A 22,007-nucleotide genomic window follows, 5' to 3' on the forward strand; every position below is an offset into this window, starting at 1 on the left:
GGACGGGCCGTCACTTGCCGGCCGCGGCCATGGCCTGCGCGATCTTCTGCTGCGCCTGGCGCAGCGCGGCGTCGGGCGCGGCCTGCCCGGTCAGCGCGAGCTGCAGCTGGTCGCCGAGAATGCTCTCGACCTGCTGCCAGTCCTTCACGCGCGGCCGCGCGCGGCCGGCCTCGAGCGCCTTCAGCTGATCGGGATACCAGCGGTACTGGCGCACCAGCGCCGGATCGTTGAACACGCTGCGGCGGGTCGGCGGAATGCCGATGCCGGCCAGGCGCGCCTGCGTGTCGCGCGCCGTCAGGTAGACGAGGAAGTCCTGCGCGAGCTTCGCGTGCGGCGCATCCTTCGGAATGCCCATCTGCCAGATGCCGAGCATCGGCGCCGGGCCGGCGGTCTGCCCGGGCGGCGGCTGCAGCGCGATCTGACCGACCACGCGCGACTGCTTCGGATCGTCGAGCGCCGGCACCCACGCCGGCCACACTTCGATCGACTGGGCGGCCGTGCCGCGCTGCAGCGCGTCGCGCACTTCCGCCGCGCCGTACACGTCGACGTCCTTCGGCGCGGACGCCTTCAGCGCGAGGAAGGTCTTCAGCGCGGCCTGCGCCTCGCGCGAATCGATCGTCACGTTGCCGGCATGGTCGAACACGTCGCCGCCGTAGGCCCACAGGATCGGCAGGAAGCCGGTCACGACCGGGTTGCCCTTGGTGCCGCGGAACACGACGCCCGACACGCTCTTGTCCGCGCCGCCGACGGTCTGCGCGATCTTCAGCACGTCGTCCCAGTTGCGCGGCGGCTGCAGCTTGTACTTGGCGAGCAGGTCCTTGCGGTACGCGAACATCTCGACGTTGCCGACGATCGGCAGCGCGTACAACGCACCCGCCGCATTGCGGCCGAGCGCGACGGCGGACGGCACGAGATCGGCGTCCGCGAGCGACGCGGGCAGCGGCTTGAGCCAGCCGTTGCCGATGAATTCGGGCGCCCACGTGTCGTCCATCATCACGAGGTCGTACGCGCCGGTGCCTTCGCGCATCGACAGCTTGAGCTTCTGGTACAGGTTCGCGTTCGGCAGCTTGAGCAGCTCGATCTCGGTGCCCGGGTGCAGTTTGTTGAAGCCGGCGACGGCGTCGGCCAGCCCCTTGCCATAGATGTCGTCGCGACCGGCGATGACGAGATCCGCGGCGGCGGCGTGCGTGGCGGCAAAGGACAGCGCGAGGGCGGCGGACAGCGCGCGCAGGCGGCTCAGCAGGGTCATGAGGTCTCTCTCGTTCGGCGTGGTGGCGGGACGGCCAGGCGTTGCACACGTGTGCAACGCGGGCGACGCTTCTGGCCGCCTGAAGCGAACGCCATTGTTCACACCGATCGTTAAGAATTTATGGCAGGCGGCGGGATAAGCGGTGGCCGCGCCCCGCCGCCCCGCCCGGTCGCCCGTTCCGGCACGCCCCGGCCCGGTCAGAAATTCACGCGGATCCCGGCCATCACGGCCAGTTGCCGGCTCGAGTTGCTGTTCGCGAGCACCGGAATCTGCGCGTAGTTCACCGCGTTGCCGCTCGCGTCGGTGCCCAGCCCCGTGCCGCTCGCGATCTGGCCGATCGCGACCGCATACAGCGCCGTGCGCTTCGACAGGCTGTAGTTCGTGCCGACGTTCACCTGGTGAAACCGCGTCGTGCCGCGCCCGTCGGTATGCGCGGCATTCAGGATGTAGGCCACGCCGCCCTGCAGCGCCGGCGTGAACATGTAGGTGACGTTCAGCTCGCCGATGTCGAACGTGAACGCCTGCGTGCCCGGCTGCGCGGCGCCCGAGAAGTAGCGGCTGTCGCCGAGGCGCGTATGCGTGTAGGTGAGCGCGACGGTCGCCGCGCCGAGCGTCACCGAGCCGCCCGCGCCGAACGCGCGCATCGAGCCGGCGTCCTGCAGCAGGCAGTACATCGCGCCGGGGTTGCTGCACGCGAAATCGCCGATATAGCCGTTCGCGCCGCCGAGCGCCGCGTCGAGCGGCTGGTGCAGGTCGAGGTAGCCGACCGAGAACGCCACCGGCGCGCGCGTGTACGTCGCGGCCACCGCATAGCCGCGCTTCGCGGAAAAGTCGCCGGCCTGCCCGCCGAAGCTGAACGTGCCGCCGACCGTGAGGCCGTTGAAATCCGTGCTGGTGAACTTCACCGCGTTGTTGAAGTTGAACGCGGCGTTCAGGTTGTCGACGTCGCCGAGATGCGAGCCGTACGGCGTCGCCCAGTTGTTGCTCGACGCGTATGCGCCGAGCATGTCCGTGTACGAGTCGTATTGCCGGCCGAGGCCGAGCGTGCCGATCGTGTCCTTGCGCAGCCCGACCCACGCCTGCCGGCTGAATGCGGTGCCGCCCTGCAGCGCCTGCCCGCTCGCCGACAGGAACTGCTGCTCGAGCGTGAAGACCGCGTCGAGCCCGCCGCCGAGCGGCTCGGCGCCCTGGAAGCCGAAGCGGGACGGCACGAGGTTGCCGCCGCCCATCTGCCATGCATGGCCGCCGCCCGTGCTGCCGTCGGCGCGCGTGAACTGCTGGTTCGTCGAGTAGATGATGCCGGTGTCCACGGTGCCGTACAGCGTCACGCTGCCCGAGGTCTGTGCGTGTGCGTGCAGGCAGCCCAGCGTAGCCGCCGCCGTGGCCAGTCGTCGTCCGATCTTCATGTCCCGCCCCTCTGTTGTCATCGGTTCGCAGTGCAAACCGATGGAGTTATCGATATGGGTGACAGGACTCTATCCAGCGAAAATTCAGGACCTCTATCGCAAATCGGCAAACGGTGGAACGCGCCGCACGCAACGGCGCGCGGACGTCATTCGGGACGCGTCGTCTGGGAAGGCAGCTCGCCGAACAGGTCGCGATATTCGCGCGCGAAATAGCCGAGATGCGTGAAGCCCCAGCTTGCGGCGGCCTCGCCGACGCCGAGCTGCTGCACCGACGTCGTGCGCAGCATGCGCCGCACCGCGTTCAGCCGGATCGTGCGCAGATAGCCGACCGGCGTGACGTCGGCCACACGCTGGAAACTCGTTTGCAGCGTGCGGCGGCTGCAGCGCAGCGCGCGGCACAGTTCGAGCACGGTGACGGGCTCCTCGGGCCGGTCGCGCAGGTGCTTCTCGCAGCGGCTCACGATGTCGCTGTAGGTGGCGTGCGTGATGTCGCGGCGCTCGACGCCGATGCCCTGTTCGAGCGCGTCGAGGAACATGCCGAGCATCGCGTCGCGGAACATCTTGCGGGTGGCCGCGTATTCGAGGTGGCCCGGATTGCGCTGCGCGTCGTCGATCAGCGCCGACAGCCGCACGCCGAGCGCGACGCCCTGCTCGTCGGACAGGCGCGTCACGTGCCGCAGCTTGCGCGCGCCGGCCGCGCCGAACTCGGCTTCGCACAGCTCGTCGACCATGTCGGACGCCGCGCTGATCCCGACGAGCCCCATGCCTTCCGGCGTGTGGAACTCGAAATCCTCGCCGGCGCGCAGCGCGAGCAGCGCATAGCCGTCGATCGGCTGGCCCTGGAACGTGCCCGCGAGCGGCACGGACAGCGGCACCGCGAGCGAGGTGCGCCCGGCCGGTGCGAGCCCGGTCTGCGCGACGCGCCGGTTGGTCGTTTCGCGGAAGAAGTGGAAATCGTCGTACAGCACCTGCGTGACCGTGCCCTTGAAGCGGCCCGGCGTCATCTGGCGGTAGACCTGATGCCAGCCGGCGATCGCGAGCCCGTGGTCGTGCACGTCTTCGTGTGAGCGTGACTGGAACAACATCGGCGCCTCCGGTAAAACCCTGATTCTGGATGCGGCCCGCACGTTCGCCCGGCCGCAACGCCACAGCTTACCCGTGCAAAATCCCGCGTAGTGCGGTTTCGAACGCAAGCAGCGCCGCCGACAGCGCGGCGGCCTGTTCGGCGGTCAGCCGGACGTAGCGGCGAAACGACGGCATCCGGTTCACGACCTCGCTGCCGCCGAACGGCACGATCGCGAGCGTCCAGCGGCCGTCGCGCGCATCGATCGTGCAGTCGGTCAGGTGCAGCGGCCGCAGCGCGCCGGCCAGCGCGGGCGCCGCGACCAGCGCCGCCACCGTGCGGATGAAAACAGGGTCGCAATCCGCCCCGGGCACCGCGTCGATGCCCGTGCGGCGCAGCCAGCCGGTCTGACGCACGCGCGCGCTGCCCTGCGCGGCCGGGCCGGGTACGGTCGCCGCGACCTTCACGCAGACCGTATGCATCAGGAACTGGCGCTCGACCCGCTCCTCGACGCCGATCCGCACGCCGTTGGGCAGCCGCGCGGCCAGGCCACCGCCGACGACGCCGTCGTCGCGGGCGGCCTGCAGGTCGACCAGCACGCGCGCGGCGATCGCGCCCGGGCGATGGCCGGGCGGCGGCGCGGCGGGCGCCGCGCGCCAGCGGGCGAGCGCGGACTTCACGATGCGACGTGCTCGTTGCGCAGCACTTCCTCGACCGGCACCGGCTTGAACGGGTGGCGGCGCTGCACGACGAGCGTCCAGAACAGCGCATACAGCGCGGTCAGCCCGAGCATCGCGCCGAACGGCACGTAGATGTCGCGCGCGTTCATGCCGGGCGGCGTGATGTACCAGATCGCCAGCACGATGCCGACGCTCGATACGATCTGCGGCAGCGGGAACAGCGGCGAGCGGTACGGGCGCGGCAGGTCCGGGCGGCGGATGCGCAGCATCACGACCGACGCGGTGACGAGCAGGTACGCGGTGCCCCACGCGCAGGTCGCGGCGAGCACGAGGTGCAGGATACTGTCGAGATTGCCGTTGATCAGCCACGCATGGACGATCGGCACGATCGCCGCCGCGACGATGCCGACCACGGGCGTCTTGAAGCGCGGATGCAGGTAGGCGAAGCAGCGCGGCAGCGCGCCGTCGATCGCCATCCCGTACAGGATGCGCGGCAACCCGGCCATCAGCGTGTTGATCGTCGCGGCGCCCGCGCACAGGAACGCGATGCCGAACCACACGCGGCCGAACGGCCCGAGCACCTGCAGCGCGAACGCGGGAATCGCGCCCGGCGTGTCGAGCAGGTGCGTGAGGCCGTCGGGGCTCACCGGCACGTTCGCGACCTGGCGGCGGATCGCCGCGCCGTACAGGAACATGCAGATCGCGACGCCGACGAGGCCGAGCGCCATCGCGCGCGGAATCGTGCGGCCCGGCGCCTTCATTTCCGGCGCGAGCGGCGTGACGAACTCGCAGCCGACGAACATGAACATCGCCATCCCGACGAGCGACAGCACGGCCGGCACCGACGTGCCGACTTCGGAGCCGCCGAACCAGCCGTCGAGGTGCACGGCCGGCGCGGCCGCGAGCCCGAGGATGCCGAAGATCATCAGCGACAGCCACATGCCGGCCGTCAGCACGATCTCGAGCTTGCTGAACACCTTGATGCCGATGATGTTGGTGATCGCGAACGTGATCACGAGGCCGACGCCGACGAGCCACGAGCTGTTGTGCTTCTCGAACGCGGCGTTCAGCGATTCGAAGTTGACGAGCGCCATGATGCCGCTCAGGATCGTCTCGGCCGTGCCGGCGAACACGTGCACGAGGAAGTACGCGGAAATCGTGCCGGTGATCGCCCAGAAGCGGCCCAGCCCGCACGACAGGTAATCGTAAACCGAGCCGGCCGTCGGCAGCATCGCGGCGGCTTCGGAGAACGTGGTCGCCTGCGCCTGCATCATCACGAACGCGATGATCATCGCGACCGCGAACGCCCAGCCGCCCATCCCGAAGCCCGAGGTCGCGGTGAGAATCACCGGGCTCGCCATGATGAGGCCGACGGCGCTCGCCAGCGCGGTCGGAAAACCGACCGCACCCGCCTTCAGCGCCGTGCCGCCGCCCGCTTCCCCCGGTGCGCCCGCGGACGTCTCGCCCGCCGCGCCGGTCACTCCTGACCATCCCGACATCTTTGTCTCCTTCCTTGATCGGCCTCGACCGGCGCGTTGCCGGCGCCCGAGGCCACATGCCTTGCGGTCGGCCCGGGGCGGCGCTTCAGCGCTTCGGTACCCTGGACCCCTGTCGATCACATCGTGATCCGATGTCGAAAAAATACGCAGGCAAAATAATCCGGTCATAGCGCAAATCGGCAAACCCGCGACGGCCGTCACGCCGCCCGCCGCGGGTCGCCGTCACGCGGTCATGCGAACGGCACGGCCTCGAAGCCCGCCGCGAGCGCGTCGACGATCCGGTCGAGCTGCTCGCGCTGGATCACGAGCGGCGGCGACAGGATGATCTTCGTGCCGACCGGGCGCACCAGCACGCCGTTTTCGCGCGCCACTTCCGCGACCGCGTTCGCATAGCCGGACAGCGGGTCGATCGGCTCGCGCGTCGCCTTGTTCGCGACGAGGTCGAGCGCGAGCATCAGCCCCTTGCCGCGCACTTCGCCGACCGCCGCGAAGCGTTCCGCGAACGGCTGCAGCGCCTCGAGCAGATACGCGCCCTGTTTCGCCGCATTCGCGGGCAGGTCTTCCTTCACGACGATGTCGAGGCTCGCGATCGCGGCCGCGCACGCAACCGGGTGGCCCGCGTACGTGTAGCCGTGCATGATCGCGCCGCCGAAATCCGCATTCGCGGCGAAGGCGTCCTCGATCCGCGCGTTCACGACCGTCGCGCCGAGCGGCACGTAGCCCGACGAGATCCCTTTCGCGAGACACATGATGTCCGGGCGCACGCCCCAGCCGCGGCTGCCGAACAGGCTGCCGCTGCGGCCGAAGCCCGTGACGACCTCGTCGGCGATCAGCAGCACGCCGTAGCGGTCGCACACCTCGCGCACGAGCGGCCAGTAGTTGGCCGGCGGCACGATCACGCCGCCCGCGCCCTGGATCGGCTCCGCGATGAATGCGGCGACCGTGTCGGGGCTCTGGAACTGGATCTCGCGCTCCAGCAGTTCCGCGCAGATCCGGCCGAGTTCCTCCGGATCCTGCGTGAACGGGTTGCGGTACAGCCACGGCGTCTCGACGTGGAAGCAGCCGGGCAGGTTCGGCTCGTAGTTGCGGCGGAACACCGTGTTGCCGTTCACCGACGCGCCGCCGAAGTGCGTGCCGTGATAGCCCTGCTTCAGCGAGATGAACTTGGTGCGGTCGGCCTGGCCGCGCACCTTCCAGTACTGGCGCGCGATCTTCAGCGCGGTCTCGATCGCATCGGAGCCGCCCGAACTGTACAGCACGCGCCGCATGCCTTCCGGTTCGAGCAGGTCGATCACCTTCTTCGACAGCTCTTCCGCGCGCGGATGCGAAATGCCGTCGAACAGCTGGAAGTATTCGAGCTCGTCGAGCTGGCGCACGATCGCGTCCTTCACTTCCTGGCGGTTGTGGCCGACGTTCACGTTCCACAGGCCCGCAACGCCGTCGACGAGCTTGCGGCCCTGTTCGTCGAACACGTAGCAGCCGTCGCCGCGCACGATACGGATCGGCGTGCGCTGCTTCATCTCGTTCGGGTGCAGCATCGGGTGCCAGAATTTCGCTTCGTTGTAGCTCATTGCAGTCTCCACTGTCGGATCGTGTGAACCCGGATCGTCCGGGGTTCGGGTTCGAGGTTGGGGGCGCGCGTCAGTGCGCGATGCAGACGGATTTGGTTTCGGTGAAGCCTTCGATCGCGTACTGGCCGAATTCGCGGCCGATGCCCGATTGCTTGTAGCCGCCGAACGGCATCGACGGGTCGAGCGGGATATGGCAGTTCACCCACACGGTGCCGGCCTCGATCTGCGGCACGAGGTTCATCACGCGCGTCAGGTCGTTGCTCCAGATGCTCGCGGCGAGGCCGTACGGCGACGCGTTCGCGAGACGCACGGCGTCGGCCGCGTCGTCGAACGGCACGACGACGAGCACCGGGCCGAACACCTCGTCGCGCACGATCGCGCTGTCCGGATGCGGATCGGCGATCACGGCCGGCTTCACGTAGTAGCCGGGCAGATCGTCGGCCGGCGTGCCGCCCGCGAGGAACGTGAGGCCCGCACGGCGCGCGCCCTCGATGTGCTGGACGACCTTGTCGCGATGGTGCGCGGACACGAGCGGGTTGATCTGCGCGGTCGTGTCGAGGCCCGCGCCGAGTTTCATCGACTGCGCGACGCCCGCGAGGCCGTCGGCGAGCTGCGCGAACTTGCTGCGGTGCACATAGATGCGCGACGCGGCCGCGCACACCTGCCCCTGGTTGAAGAACGCGCCGGCCGCGACGCCGTCGAGCGCCTGCGCGACGTCGACGTCGTCGAGCATCACGATCGGGTTCTTGCCGCCCAGCTCGAGCGAGAAGCGGGTCATGTTCTGCACGGCGGCCGCGCCGACCAGCTTGCCGGTCGCGGTCGAGCCCGTGAACGAGATCTTCGCGACCGACGGATGGCGCGCGAGCGCGGCGCCGCACGTGCGGCCGCCGGTGACGACGTTGAACACGCCGGGCGGCACCCCCGCCTCGCGGGCCAGCTCGGCGAGGCGCAGCGCGGTGAGCGGCGTTTCCGGCGACGGCTTCAGCACGATCGTGCAGCCGGCCGCGAGCGCGGGAATCAGCTTCCACACCGCGATCATCAGCGGGAAATTCCACGGCACGATCGCCGCGACCACGCCGACCGGCTCCTTGCGCGTATAGGCCGTATAGCGCGCGCCGGGCGGGAACGGGATCGACACGTCGAGCGTCTGGCCGGTGATCTTGGTCGCCCAGCCCGCCATGTAGCGCACGTACTCGACGCTCGCGCCGACCTCGATCGCGCGCGACACGTGGATCGACTTGCCCTGGTTCAGCGTTTCGAGCTGCGCGAGCGTCTCGGCGTCGCCCTCGATCAGGTCGGCGAGTTTCAGCAGGATGCGCTCGCGGTCGGCCGGGCGCAGGCCGCTCCACACGCGGGTGTCGAATGCGTGTTTCGCGCTGGCGACCGCGCGGTCGACGTCGTGTTCGTCGGCATCCGCGACCGTCGCCAGCCGCTCGCCCGTCGCGGGGTCGTACACGTCGAGTCGCGCGGCCGCGTGCGCGGGCCGCATGTCTCCGTCGATGAAGAGGCCGAATTCGCGCGCAACGAAGGTGCGCACGGTGTCGCTGACGGCGACGAGGTTCGTGTTGCTCATGGGCGTCTCGAGGATTGTCGTGGCGGGCCGCGTGCGCGGGGGCACGCGGACGTCGGACCACTGTATCGGCGAGGGATCGCGCCCGGTGAGCGCAAATTGGCAGCGCGTGGAAGACAGGTGGCGGGTTCGAACGCCGTGGGGCGGCCGGCGGGAAAAACGGGCCTTGCACGATGCCGGTCGTGCAAGGCGTTCAGGTGCAAGCTCTCACGCGACGATCGACATGGCCTTGCAAGCGAGGGGGAAGGTGCCGGCGTCGGACCAGCCTGCTCGCCGCCGCATGGCCCCGCCGGGGTCTCGTCATGTCTGATGAATGAGCCGCGACGGCTCGCTCTGAAGGGGACGACTCACGAACGGCTTGCCCGATTGACGGCACCGGCTTGCGCGATCGAGGGTCACATTCGGACCCGACGCATGACACGATCACAACTGTTCACAATGCCGCAGATGGACCGGCGTTAATATCGTTTCGCAGTCCGGGCTATCGTATTTTGAGCAAGCGATAGCGACTCCCCCGGTCTCTCCGGACTGCATTGCTCCCGCGCCCTTCGCGTCCCGCCTTCCGGGTACGGCATTCCGGGTTCTTCGCGGAAGATTGCCGCGGGCGATCGGACATACCGGCCACATCGCGCCCGACGCAATTGCGCAAGACCGGGGAGCGTCGATCGCCACCGATCCGGAGCGCCCTCACGCCGGCTATCAGCGGTATTCGTCGGCCGCCGACCTCACAGTCCGGATTCGCCCCTTCCATCGGGAACGCCATTCACCGGGCACTACTTCCTCGCGCCGGTCGACTCCTTGTCGACACGCGGCGCGTCGAACGGCGCGCGCGCCCTCGGCCGCCGGATCGCCGTACGTCGTTCGGAACGAAGGGGCGCCGCCGCGCCGCTTCCTGAGTTCCGCACGGAGATCGGACTAATCGGCCTCCTTCTCCCGCCCATGCAACCGAAACGCTTCGAGCGTGCGCTCGAGCACTTGCTGCGCGTCGCGAGCCGCGTCGGATTTCGCGGCCGCCACCGCTGCCGCCTGATCGGCCTTCATGCGCGCGACGCGTTCCTGCTCCAGGCCCTCGCGGGCGGCCTTGAGATCCGCCTCCAGACGTGACAGCGCTTCGAGCCGAAGCAACGCCCTGGCCAGATCCAGGCGCACGGATTCTGCCGCCGCGCGTTCGGCCGCCGCGCCTCGGCGAGCCTCGTCACGCTCCGCTTCCATCCGCGCAAGACGCCCGGAAAGCTCGGCCTTTTCCGCGTCCGCGCGCACGAGCGACGCCGACAGATTCTCGCCGACTGCCGCTTGCCGTTCGAATTCGAGGACGAGATCCGCATTGACCTGGTTCGCGATTTCAAGGTCCGTCCGCAACTCGGCCCTGCCCCGCTCCACTTCCGCCGCGACGAAATCCAGCACCCCCCGCTGTACCGCATGCGGAAGGACGACCGGGACCTCCGCCGGCCGGATCTGGGCGTCCTGCCATACCTGAAAGAACTTCAGCACGGTCGTCATCGAGCCCGTTCCCAGGCGCTCGCGGATGGCGCGAACCGTCGGGCGACCGCCCGCGTCGCGGATCTGTTCCGCCACCTTGCTGACTTTCTCCTGAGAGATGTTCGGTTCGTTCGCCATCACTGGGGTCGGGGAGTCACGGAGCAGGGAAATCGATCAAGCCCGCCGGGCGGATTCGCGTAGCGAGGACTTGCCCGCGATGAATGCCGCATGGCCCTTGCCCGGGCCCGCGAGACGATACGTGACGAACACTGCGGTTCGGGTATCCGCGAATCGACGTTGTCACGATCGGGAGGGGATTGCTCTCCCGGCTTGGCTGGCGGCGGGCTTCGCTGAAGGGGCAAACCCAAGCAGTTGCGCCAACGCGACCGCTGCGGGGTTGGCACGCCCGTGCCGGCGGACATCGTCTTCCTGACGCACGCGCCACCCTGCCGCGATACCGTCGGGAAAGCCATCGGGAGGTGACACTGACGATTTCGACACGAGAAACGCCACATCAACGCATGGTTCCAGGCCGGAGCGACGAGGACTCCATGCTACCGATACGAATACGGCAAAAATTGAACATTTGTCACTTGCGGCACGTGCCTTGAGCGGCGTTCGGTGCGAATCGCAGCGTGCCAGCCCCCGTCATCTCCGATCGAATTGTCCGGTTGCGCCGAACCCGCCCCGGATTGCATGGCCGCACGGCGGAAGTCGACCCTGCAGGATTTCGTCGCCGGAAGTGCGATCCTTCGGCGGAATTCGGCTGCTGGCGCACCGTGTACATCCACGCTTCGCAGCGGCGGCGTGCCGACGGCAAGACGGATGCCGGATCGATCCCGGTCGATTCGACAAGCGCGCGACGTACCGCACGGCCCGCAGCGCCGACATGCCGAGTAATGACAGAAACAGCGCCCCGACCCGTTCCGCCCGTTCAGCCGGCACGCATCCCCATCGATTGCCGGTCAGCCGCTGATCTCCGTGCAGCCCGCGCGTCTGACCCGCTCGTTCCGGCCGGCGCCGTGCGAGGTGAACAGGCAGACGTTCGCGCCGATCCCGCTTTCGAATTCCATCAGGAAGTCCGGCCCGCCGTCACGATCGAGGTTGCCCGCCCAGATCAGGGTCGCGCGGAACGGCGGCATGCTGCCGCCGAAATCATGCAGGACCGACCGCCGGCCGCCGCCTTCTGCGATCACCGAACCGGATGCGGTGTAGCGCAACGCATACCGGCGGCCGTGAAAACCGACCCGCAACGGTTCGACACCGGGCTCGATCACCGCCCCGCCGTTCGGGAGCGCCACGTTCGCCGCGTCGACCTTGCCCGGCCTGAGCGATCCGCAACGAAACAGCGCGACGGCACTGGCGAGGTCGGACCGGATGTCGACGACTTCACCGTCCGGTTGCACCGGTTCGAGGCGGAGGCGCGCCGGCGCGAGCTTCCAGCGGCGCCCGTCGGGCGCGAGCCCGAGCCACCCGTCCGCCGGCGGGGTGCCGACGTCGTCGGCCATCATCCGGGTCGGTAGCAGCACGACGCATGCGTCGCCATCGCCCTGCTGCGCGAAGGCCAGGGTGGAGGACGCGCCCGGCAGGACGAGCAGCACGGCCAGCAGCGCTTGGATATTCATGAATCCGCGATCGGGAAAAGGTCGATGTCCGGACCGCGATTATGCGCCGGATGACAGAAACAGCGCCCCGACCAGTTCCGTGCGGTTCGACACGCCCAGCTTGCGGTACATGCGCATCAGGTGCGTCTTGACGGTCGGTTGCCCCAGCGCGAGATCGCGCGCGATCTCCTTGTTCGAGCAGCCGTCGCGCACGAGGCGCGCGATCTGCTCCTCGCGATAGGTGAGCCGCTCCTCGCAGCCGATCCGGTGAATCCCGCGCCGGGCGCGCAGCAGCGGGCTCAGCGCGGCCTCGGCGACCGGCTGCAGCCGCGCGAGCGCGTCGATTTCGCCGGGCGCGAAGCGCCCTGCCGTGCCGTCGCCGTCGGCGCGCCCCGCGCCGAAGCGCAGCAGCGAGAACGCGCCGACCGTGCGGCCCGCGTCGCGCAGCCAGATCTCGACGACGTCGGCCACGTCGTGCCGCCGCAGGAAACGGGTCCAGTACGCGGAGGCGTCGCGTCTTTCGTCAGGCAGTTGGGACGCGAGCGTGACGACCGCGCGCTCGCCGGCCGCGCAGCGCGACGGATGCAGCGGATCGAGCATCCGGTAGCGCGCGACATAGGTGCGATGCATCGATTCAGGCATCCCGAACAGCTCGAAATCGGCCGGTTCGCCGCTCTGGTCGAGCCGGTAGAACACGATCGCGGACGGGCTCGCAAACGCGTCGAACGCGTCCACGCACGCGCGCAGCGCGCGTTGCCAGTCGGCGGCGCCCTGGTCGGCGGAAACGGATGAGGTCGGCATGGCGGAATCGGCGGGCGGGCGAACGGATCGAATCTCGAGGTCCGGGCCAGCCTACCGGCGCCGCCACGTGCCGGTGAGCACAAATCGGCAAATCGTCCCGGCCGGGCCGGGACGATGCGGACGCGACGACGGACGCGCCGTCAGCGCGCGTTCGCGGCGAACGTGTCGCAGGCGCTCACCTCGCCCGACTCCATCCCGCGCCGCAGCCAGTACACGCGCTGGTCGCTGGTGCCGTGCGTGAAGCTTTCCGGCACGACGTAGCCCTGCCCTTGCTGCTGCAGGCGATCGTCGCCGATCGCGGCCGCCGCCTTCAGCCCCTGCTCGAAATCGCCGGGCTCCATCAGCCGCCGGTTCGCGCGCTGGGCGTTGTTCGCCCACACGCCGGCGAAACAGTCGGCCTGCAGCTCCATCCGCACCGACAGCGCGTTCGAGTGCGCGCGGGTCGACCGCCTGCGCGCGGCATCCACCTTGTCGGAAATGCCGAGCAGGTTCTGCACGTGATGGCCGACTTCGTGCGCGATCACGTAAGCCTGCGCAAAATCGCCGCCCGCCCCGAATCGCCGGCGCAGCTCGTCGTAGAAGCCGAGGTCGATATACACCTTGCGGTCGGCCGGGCAATAGAACGGCCCCATCGCGGTCTGGCCCGTGCCGCAGGCGGTCGGCGTCGAGTTCGTGAACATCACGAGCCTCGGCGGCTGGTACTGCGCATGCAACTGGGTCGAGAAGATGCCCGACCATGTATCCTCGATGTTGGCGAGCACCTTGCGCGTGAACACCGCGCCCGGATCGTTCGCCGGCGCACCCTGGCGCTGCGCCGGGGCCGGCTGGGCCTGCTGCTGGCGGCCCTGCAGCGCCGAGGCGCCCTCGAGCACCACGCGCGGGTCGATCCCGAAAAAATACGACGCGGCCAGCGCAACCACGATCGTGCCGATGCCGATCGTCGCGCCTCGCCCGCCACCGAAACCGCCGGCGCCGCGACGATCCTCGACGTTCGTGCTTTCCCTTTCGTCGTCCAGCCTCATGGACGGCCCTCCCTTCGTTGTCGTTGTACGTGCCGGACAGACCCCGGCACGCGATGGATTCCCGTTGCGACGGGCGGCGGGCGGCGTCCGGTCCGCCATCGCATCGAGGCGTCATCCGGCCGGCCACGCGTTCGCCCGCTCGCGGACCTGTCGATACACGACGACCGGGGCACCCGCATGAAACACCGGCGCGCGTCCCTCGACGGCGCGAGCGCGGACATTGTGCCGTCCCCGGCGGCTTATCGCAAAAAAGCGAAGCATAGTGGGATCGGGCCGGCAACACCGTCATTCTTTGCAAAATGCCGACAGGCGCGGCCGGAAGGACGCGACGACGCCACGGGCGGCTGCGCCCGTCGCACGGCGGCACCCGCCGCGGCTTACCGCGCGCGACTCCGGCGGACGTCGCTCACCGCATCGAGCAGACGATACTTGCGGATCTTTTCGTAGAGCGTGCTCTTCGCGATGCCGAGCTGGCCCGCCGTCTTCGTGAGGTTGCCGGCATGACGCGCGAGCGCGCGGCGGATCGATTCCGCCTCGGCCTTCTTCAACGAATCGCCGACGTCCGGCGCGAGCGCGTCCGCGGCCTGCACCGCGCACGCATCGACCGACGCCGCCGCCCCGATCTCCGCAGGCAGCCTGTCGGCCCTGATCACGGGGCCGTCCGACAGCAGCAGCGAGCCTTCGATCGCGTTGCGCAGTTCCCGCACGTTGCCGGGCCACGGATAGCGCAGCAGGCGCGCATACGCGTCGTCGTCGAATGTTCTCGGGGCCAGGCCATAGCTGTCGCACAACTGCGCCAGCCAGTGCGCGATCAGCGCCGGCAGATCCTCGCCCCGCTCGCGCAGGCTCGGAATCGACACGGTCGTGACCGCGATCCGGTAGTACAGATCCATCCGGAACCGGCCTTTCGCGACGGCGTCCTTCAGGTCGCGGTGCGTCGCCGCGACCAGCCGGAAATTCACCCTGCGCGGCGTGTTCTCGCCGAGCCGGTAGATTTCGTTCTCCTCCAGCACGCGCAGCAGATGCGGCTGGATGTCGAGCGGCATCTCCCCGATCTCGTCGAGAAACAGCGTGCCGCCGTCGGCGGCCTCGATCTTGCCCGCCGCGCCGGATTTGCGGGCGCCGGTAAATGCGCCTTCCGCATAGCCGAACAGCTCGCTCGCGAGCAGGTCTCTCGACAACCCGCCGCAGTTGAGCGCGACGAACGGGCCGTCGGCGCGCTCGCTCGCCTGATGAATGCCCTGCGCGAACAGCTCCTTGCCGACGCCGGTCTCGCCGAGCAGCAACACCGGCACCTTGGACGGCGCGAGCTGGCGCGCCCGGTTCACGGCCTCCCGCAACGCGGCGCTATCGCCGACGATGCGCGCGAACCCTCGCGGCGCATCGCCGTGCCGTTCCCGTCCGCGTGCGAGCGGCACGGCGCCGCGCGGATTCGCGACGCCGGGCGTCACGATCAGGTAGCCGAGCACGTCCGCGCCGTCGCGCACCGTTTCGATGTGGCTGAGTCGCAGCCACGCCGGCGCATTTGCCGGCAGGCGGCCGTCGCCCGTGTAGCGGTCGAGTTCGGGCAGCGCCAGCGACGCGTCGCACCGGATGTCGAAGCCGAACCGGCGCAACACGGGAACGACCTGCGCGTTGGCCTTGACGAGCCGGCCGCGTTCGTCGACGACGAGCACCGCATCGGTGGAAGACGCCCCGAAGCGCGACGCGCAGCGGTCGAGCAGGCTCAGGCGGCGCGCCATGCCCAGCTTCGCGAGCCGGCTCTCGATACGGCCGGCGAGCGACACCGCGAGCGCGAGACCGTAGCGGTTGTAGGTGTCGGCCAGCCCCGAGATGTCGATCACGCCCAGCACGTGTCCGTCGCGCGGATCCTGGATGACGGTCGCCGAGCAGGTCCAGCGCTTGATGCCCGCGCAGAAGTGCTCCGCGCCATGGATCTGGACCGGCTGCCTGAGCGCGAGCGCGGTGCCGATCGCGTTGGTGCCGCAATTCAGCTCGGTCCACTCGCATCCCGGCACCAGGCCGACCTCGCGCGCGGGCTCGACGATCCGCAGGTCGCCTTCCTGCTGGAGGATCATCCCGCTGGGATCGGCCAGCAGCATCACCGTGCCCGTCTGCGAAAGGAAATCGCGGGTCTGCTGCATCAGCGGCAGGCTCGCGTCGACGAGGCGCGCGTTCGACGTCCGCCACTGCACGAGCCCGTCCTCGTCGAGCGGCGGCGGCGCGCGGTGAACGCCGGGATCGACCTGGCCGACGAGACAGCGCTGCCATGAGTCGTCGATCACGCCGCGTACGTCGGGCGAGCGCCAGTCGCTGCCGGTCACCAGATGCTCCCAGGCGGCCATGATGCTCGCGTCGTGATGCGGACTGGGAAACCAGTCCATCGGCGTGCCTCTCTGTTGCATGTCTGTCTCCTGGCGGCTTCGCGACGGCACGAACCGCAAGGCCGTCGCAGCGGCCTTTTTGTCGACTTGTGGGGGCCCGGCCGCAGCCGGCGGCGGGCGTGGCGACTATCGTACTCCGTTCCGGCGCAGCGACGGCCGTCCGGACGCAAGCCACCGCAAGCCACCGCAAGCAATGCGCGGGCCAGCCGGCGCGCGCCCGCGCGTGGTCGCCCGGCCCCGCGCGCCGGCGAAAACCCGGGTCGACGGGCGGACGAAAAGAAACCGGCCGTTCGAAAATCGAACGGCCGGAAATCGAACGCCTCGCGCGGACGCGCCGAAGCGGGGCCGGCGCATGGCGAGCCGCGCCGGCAGCGTCGAGCGTCAGATCATTGCGCGCGCTCCGGCACCGGCAGCTTCACCCATTCCGAATAGAACGCATCGATGTCGGGTTCGAAGTCGTGAATCACCGGATACCACGGCGTGGGCGCCTCGACGTCGTGCATCGCGCCGCAGGTCGGGCAGTAGTACTCGCGATACACCTGCCATTGCGTGTCGGGGGCCATCAGGCGCGGATAGACCTCGTCCATCGCCTCCTCCGATTCGCGCACGAAGATGCTCGCGTGCAGCTTCCAGTTGTCGCGGTAGTCGCAGAACACGTGGCCGCAGTCGCACTGCGTGACCCAGTGCTTCGTCGCCCATTGCTGCACGATGTACAGGTGCGGGCCGAGCGGCAGCACGATGCGGTCCTTCCAGCCGAGCTTGTGCTGCAGCGCCTCGACATACATCCGGAAGCGCTCCCCGTCCTTCGGCATCGACAGCATGCGCAACGTCGTGTCCCAGTCGAGCTTGCCGTCGACCATGTTCCTGATCTGTTCCTTGGTGTAGGTAGACATCTCCAGTCCTCCATATGGGTGGTGGTGCGAACGGTCCGGCTCACTCCTCGACCAGCACCACCGTATTGACGTCGGGCATCTTCGACAGGTCCATGCGGAATTTCGAGCCGTAGGTCGGCACGTCGAGTTCGTCCTCGGTCAGCGTCCACGTGTCCGGCAGCTCCCAGAACGCGCGGAACCGCTGCTCGAATTTCGTCGACAGGCCGAAGCTCGTCGCGAACATGTGCTGCACCTGGGTCGATGCGTGCTTGCGCAGGATCCGCTCGCGTTCGCCCTTCATCCATTCGCGGGTCGGTTGCGCGCGTGCGAGACGCTCGTTGCGGATCTCGATGCGCCGCAGCGCCGTGGCCTGCGCATCGACCGTCCAGATCCCGTTGGCGTCCCGCGTCGCGACCGCCCCGTAAACCTTCCTCGCGTATTCCGGCAGCAGCACCGCGTTGTTGAGGTCGCGCTCGATCGCGTCGGTCTCGCGGTCGAGCGGATCGCCGAAGCCGGGGCCGCCGCGCAGGTAGTTCAGGTAGAGGTCGTAGTTGTCGTAGCAATCCTCCGTGGTCATGCATTGCTGGTCGCGCTTGACGACCGCGCCGGCATTCAGGTGATGTTCGTAGTCGGGGAGATCCGGATTCGCGTCGCCGCCGAGCGGCAGGCTCTCGCCGCGCGCGATGCGCTCCTCGAGGCCCGTGCGATGCGCCTCGAAGCGATAGCCGGTGGCCGGCGGATAGCCGCCCATCAGGCCCCAGTCGCTGTTCATGTAGCCGTTGCCCATGAAGAACATGGTCCAGTCCTGCGCCTTCCAGACCATGCGCAGCGTCTCGAATCCGCAGCCGCCGCGATACTTGCCGTAGCCGCCCGAGTTCGCCTTCACGTTGCGGCCGAGGTACAGCAGCGGTTCGGCCATCTCCCAGATCTCGATGTCGCCCATGTCGCCTTCGGGGTTCCAGATCGCGGCCGCGTGATTCAGGCCGTCCTTGATCGCGCACGCGCCGGTGCCGCACGACGACGCCTCGAAGCTGTTCACCGCGTGGATGTCGCCGTCCTGGTTGATCCCGCCGCCCTGCAGCCAGTTCGACGTGTTCGCGTTCCCCGCGTTGACTTCCTCGAGATAGCCGCGGCTGAAGTACGCCTGCGACAGGCCGCGCCACATCGCGCTCCAGCCCGACACCAGGAAGTGCCATGCGTACGCATGCCCGGTACGGCGATCGTCCGGGTTCATCCACGCGCCCTTGGGCAGGTGGAACTCGGTGCCGAAATACGCGCCGTCGTTGATGCGCTGCGTCGGCACCAGCGTCTGCGTCATCATCACCCAGATGCCGCTCGTGAACGCGACCTGGTGCGCGTTGTACGAGTGCCAGCCCCAGCGGCTCGCGCCCTCGAAATCGAGACGCCACGAGCCGTCCTTGCGGATCTCCATCTCGACCGGCGAATGCATGATCGAGTCGAGCTTCGCGAACGCCGACGAGGTCTGCACGTCCGGATGGTTGTACGGCACGTCGACGAACGCGACCTTGCGATACTTGCCGGGCAGCGTCATCGCCTTGATGCGCGTCTGCAGGCCGCGCCGTCCTTCCTCGATCACCTCGAAGCTGAATTGCTCGTACGCGTCGAGGCCCTCCTCGCCGATAACTTCCTCGATCAGCGCGCGGATCATGTGGCAGCCGGCGATGCGCGTGCGCTCGTCGAGAATCCAGTACTTCGGCGTGCGGACCGAACGCTGGCTTTCGTGCAGCCAGTCGCGCAGCGGCGTGTCGTTCACGCCCGTCTTGCGGCACGTGATCATGTAGCCGTCGCCGAAACGCTGCACCTGGCCCGTCGACATCGAGCCCGGCGTCACCGCGCCCGTGTCGATCACGTGCGTGACGCCGCCGACCCAGCCCACCAGCTTGCCTTGCGCGAAGATCGGCACGATCGTCGCGATGTCGCACGGGTGGACGTTGCCGATCGAGCAGTCGTTGTTGGTGAACATGTCACCGGGCTGGATGCCCGGATTGGTTTCCCAGTTGTTCTCGATCATGTACTTGATCGCCGCGCCCATCGTGCCGACGTGGATGATGATCCCCGTCGACGTGAGCACGCAGTCGCCCGCCGCGTTGTAGAGCGTGAAGCACAGCTCCCCTTCCTGCTCGACGATCGGGCTCGCGGCGATCTTCTTGGCCGTTTCGCGCGCATGCACGAGGCCGCCGCGCAGCTTCGAGAACATCTTCTCGTAGCGGATCGGATCGCGCTCGCGCAACGCGAGCCGCTCGAGCCCGTTGTAATGGCCGGTTTGCGCGGTGCGCGCCAGAATGCCATCGCGAAACTGCTTGAGCGTCTGGCCGTTCTTCAGCAGGTCGGCAAAGCCGACTTCCTGGCTGGACATCATGTTCATCGCGTGTCTCCTTGAACGACTTCCCTGAGGTGGAAAAGGCGGTGCTTGTCGAGCGTGGTGGCGAAACCCTTCGGGACGACGAACGTCGTCGCGTCGGACTCGATGATCGCGGGCCCCGCGATCTCGTTGCCCGGCCTGAGCGACTCCATGCGCCAGATCGCCGCGTCGTGCCACTGCTTGTGCCGGTACAGGCGCCGCGTGCCGATGCGTGCGTCCGCCGGCGGCGTGGGGCCCGCGACGGGGTCTTCCGGCAGCACCGGCTTCTGCGTGACGACCATGCCGCGCATGATCGCGCCCGTGACCGAGAAGCCAAGCTCCGGCGAGCGCGCCGAGCTGGCATACACGCGGCCGTAGGTGTCCTCGAAGGCCGTCACGATCCGGTCCCAGTCGTCCGCGCCGGACGCGCTCGCGATCGGCGATTCGATCTCGAGATCGTTGAGCTGGCCCATGTACTGCATCCGGAAGCCCGGCCGCAGGATCACGTCCCGCTCGCTGAAGCCGTTGATGCGAAATTCCTCGACGACCTTGGCGGCCAGTTCGGACCACGCCTTCTGGATCGTCTGCGCGGCCTGCGCCTTGTCGGCGTCGGGCGCGAGCTGCGGCAGCGCGAGGTCGACGCTCTTGTCGTAGCGGTACTCGAAATCCGCGCACGCGCAGCCGAAGGCCGAGAAGCCGGCCGCCCACGCCGGCACGATCACGTCCCGGAAGCCGAGGCCGCCGGTGTAGCCGTACGTGTGGACCGGCCCCGCGCCGCCGTACGAGAAGCACACGAATTCGGTCGGGTTGTAGCCTTTCGCGCTGACGTTCGAGCGCAGGTATTCGCGCAGTTGCAGGTCGAGCAGTTCGATCACGCCGGCCGCCGCGTCCTCCACCGAGAGCCCGAGCGGCCCGGCGATCTGCGCGGCGATGTGCTCGCGCGCGCGATTCACGTCGAGCCGGATCTGGCCGCCGAGGAAGTTGTCCGGATTCAGGTAGCCGAGCACGACGTGGCAGTCGGACACGGACACCGTCGTCAGGCCGCTGTCGGGCCAGCACGTGCCGACGCGATAGCCGGCGCTGTCCGGGCCGAGCTTGATGGCGCCGCTGTACGGATCGAGCCGCACGAAGCTGCCGGCGCCCGCGCCGACCGAATCCATCGTGACGAGCGGCAGCGACAGCACGAGGCGCGCCATGTCCGGGTCGGACGCGATCGCGAATTTGCCCTTGGTGATGAGGGCCATGTCGAACGACGTGCCGCCGATGTCCGAGCACGCGATGTTGTCGTAGCCGAGCGCCTCGCCGAGGAGCTTCGAACCGATCACGCCGCCGATCGGCCCCGATACGATCGTGCGCGCCAGTTCCTTCGCCTTCCAGCTGATCGTGCCGCCGTGCGTGGCCATCACGCGCAGGTCGAATTTCGCGCCGTGCTTGCGGAAGCGGTCGCTGACCTTCCTGAGCGTCTGCCGCGACGGCTCGGCCGCGTACGCCTCGAGCACCGTGGTGTTCATCCGGTGGCTCTCCTTGCGCTGCGGGTAGTAGTCGACCGACGCGAACACCGGGAGATCGACGCCGCGCGCGGCCAGTTCGTCGCGCACGATGTCGCGCGCCGCGCGCTCGCTCGTCGCGTTCTTGTGCGACTGGAGAAAGCAGATGACGATCGCCTTCGCGCCGGCGGCGACCAGCTCCCGCGTGGCCTGCCGCACTTCGTGCTCCCGCAGCGGAATGACGATCTCGCCCTGGACGTCCGTCCGCTCGGTGACGCCGCGCGTTCGCGACAGCGGCACGAGCGGCTCGTCGTAGCGGTGCGTATTCAGGTGGATGCGCTCTTCGAGCGCGTAGCCGAGGTAGCTCTGGATCGCCCGCCCCATCAGGTGCACGTGCTCGAAGCCCTTGTTGACGAGCAGCCCGACGTCGAGCCCCTTGCGCTGCACGACGCGATTGAGCATCGCCGTGCCGGAGTACACGCAGGTGACGAGCTCCGGATAGACGTCGTCGACGTCGCGCTGCCAGTGCGCCAGCGCGTCCTGCGACGAGTTGAAGATCGCGAGCGATTCGTCGTCCGGATTGCTTTGCGCCTTGCCGACGACGAACCGTCCGTCGTCGCGCACGAAGAAGGTATCGGTCATCGTGCCGCCCGCGTCGATGCCCAAGACCTGGACTTGCGAAAGTCCTTCCATGGTGATGTCTCCAATGATTGAAGTCGTGACGAGCCGCGTTCCGGTTCGAGCGGGGTCGTCGTTCGATCCCGGGCGGCGGCTCGCTTGCAAGGAGGCAACAACCATGCCACTCGGTGGCCCCGATCCGTCCGGCACGGCCAGGCCCCGCCGGACGGTGCGCTCGCGGGGGCAACGGGCCGCGCCGAACGGCGGCGCGCCGTGCGGACGGCCGGATTCCGGACGGTTCCCGCGTTCGAAGACCGGTCGGTGGGCGGTGGGCGGTGGG

Annotated in this window: 15 protein-coding genes; all 15 read right to left on the reverse strand. The window is 68.8% G+C overall.

The annotated features are described in order from the left end of the window. Positions 1 to 10 precede the first annotated feature (10 nt). The 15 genes from GQ56_RS0113800 to GQ56_RS0113880 all read right to left on the reverse strand — a co-directional run bounded on the left by GQ56_RS0113800 (position 11) and on the right by GQ56_RS0113880 (position 21,742). A complete protein-coding gene (locus tag GQ56_RS0113800; protein WP_031399220.1) occupies positions 11 to 1,249 on the reverse strand; it encodes an ABC transporter substrate-binding protein in 1,239 nt (412 codons plus the stop codon). A 197-nt stretch (positions 1,250 to 1,446) separates the two neighbouring features. Continuing rightward, on the reverse strand, positions 1,447 to 2,655 hold the full coding sequence (locus tag GQ56_RS0113805; protein ID WP_031399221.1) for a porin: 1,209 nt from the start codon (positions 2,653 to 2,655) through the stop codon (positions 1,447 to 1,449). 146 nt (positions 2,656 to 2,801) lie between these two features. After that, on the reverse strand, positions 2,802 to 3,740 hold the full coding sequence (locus tag GQ56_RS0113810) for a helix-turn-helix domain-containing protein (protein WP_031399222.1): 939 nt from the start codon (positions 3,738 to 3,740) through the stop codon (positions 2,802 to 2,804). Positions 3,741 to 3,807: 67 nt separating this feature from the next. Beyond that, the gene (locus GQ56_RS0113815; RefSeq protein ID WP_031399223.1) at positions 3,808 to 4,398 is read right to left on the reverse strand and encodes a DUF3156 family protein; all 591 of its coding nucleotides are present in this window, start codon (positions 4,396 to 4,398) and stop codon (positions 3,808 to 3,810) included. Continuing rightward, positions 4,395 to 5,897 carry an APC family permease gene (locus GQ56_RS0113820; RefSeq protein WP_031399224.1) on the reverse strand — a complete coding sequence of 501 codons (1,503 nt, stop codon included), beginning with the start codon at positions 5,895 to 5,897 and terminating at the stop codon, positions 4,395 to 4,397. Before GQ56_RS0113820 ends, GQ56_RS0113815 begins: the two co-directional genes overlap by 4 nt. A 230-nt stretch (positions 5,898 to 6,127) precedes the next feature. Further along, a complete protein-coding gene (locus tag GQ56_RS0113825) occupies positions 6,128 to 7,468 on the reverse strand; it encodes an aspartate aminotransferase family protein (RefSeq protein ID WP_031399225.1) in 1,341 nt (446 codons plus the stop codon). 70 nt (positions 7,469 to 7,538) lie between these two features. After that, entirely contained in the window at positions 7,539 to 9,041 is a 1,503-nt protein-coding gene (locus tag GQ56_RS0113830) for an aldehyde dehydrogenase family protein (RefSeq protein ID WP_031399226.1), read from the reverse strand. 912 nt (positions 9,042 to 9,953) lie between these two features. Continuing rightward, positions 9,954 to 10,655: a DNA-binding protein gene (locus GQ56_RS40150; RefSeq protein ID WP_052007259.1), complete on the reverse strand. Its 702-nt coding sequence runs from the start codon at positions 10,653 to 10,655 to the stop codon at positions 9,954 to 9,956. Positions 10,656 to 11,482: 827 nt separating this feature from the next. Further along, positions 11,483 to 12,118, reverse strand: a complete 636-nt coding sequence (locus tag GQ56_RS0113850; RefSeq protein ID WP_235212699.1) for a hypothetical protein — start codon at positions 12,116 to 12,118, stop codon at positions 11,483 to 11,485. Between the two features lie 63 nt (positions 12,119 to 12,181). Continuing rightward, the gene (locus GQ56_RS0113855; protein ID WP_031399229.1) at positions 12,182 to 12,922 is read right to left on the reverse strand and encodes a helix-turn-helix transcriptional regulator; all 741 of its coding nucleotides are present in this window, start codon (positions 12,920 to 12,922) and stop codon (positions 12,182 to 12,184) included. A gap of 140 nt (positions 12,923 to 13,062) precedes the next feature. Beyond that, complete coding sequence (ypfJ, locus tag GQ56_RS0113860) at positions 13,063 to 13,944, reverse strand: KPN_02809 family neutral zinc metallopeptidase (protein WP_031399230.1); 882 nt, start codon at positions 13,942 to 13,944, stop codon at positions 13,063 to 13,065. A 377-nt stretch (positions 13,945 to 14,321) separates the two neighbouring features. Then, a complete protein-coding gene (locus GQ56_RS0113865; protein ID WP_407638589.1) occupies positions 14,322 to 16,349 on the reverse strand; it encodes a sigma-54-dependent Fis family transcriptional regulator in 2,028 nt (675 codons plus the stop codon). 365 nt (positions 16,350 to 16,714) lie between these two features. Beyond that, positions 16,715 to 17,221, reverse strand: coding sequence for an acetone carboxylase subunit gamma (locus GQ56_RS0113870; protein ID WP_031399232.1), 507 nt, complete (start codon positions 17,219 to 17,221; stop codon positions 16,715 to 16,717). A 40-nt stretch (positions 17,222 to 17,261) separates the two neighbouring features. After that, complete coding sequence (locus GQ56_RS0113875; protein ID WP_031399233.1) at positions 17,262 to 19,586, reverse strand: hydantoinase B/oxoprolinase family protein; 2,325 nt, start codon at positions 19,584 to 19,586, stop codon at positions 17,262 to 17,264. After that, positions 19,583 to 21,742: a hydantoinase/oxoprolinase family protein gene (locus GQ56_RS0113880; protein ID WP_031399234.1), complete on the reverse strand. Its 2,160-nt coding sequence runs from the start codon at positions 21,740 to 21,742 to the stop codon at positions 19,583 to 19,585. The genes GQ56_RS0113875 and GQ56_RS0113880 overlap by 4 nt, the downstream gene beginning before the upstream one ends. Positions 21,743 to 22,007 lie beyond the last annotated feature (265 nt).

Origin of the sequence: Burkholderia paludis (assembly GCF_000732615.1) — a bacterium.
Classification (GTDB): domain Bacteria; phylum Pseudomonadota; class Gammaproteobacteria; order Burkholderiales; family Burkholderiaceae; genus Burkholderia; species Burkholderia paludis.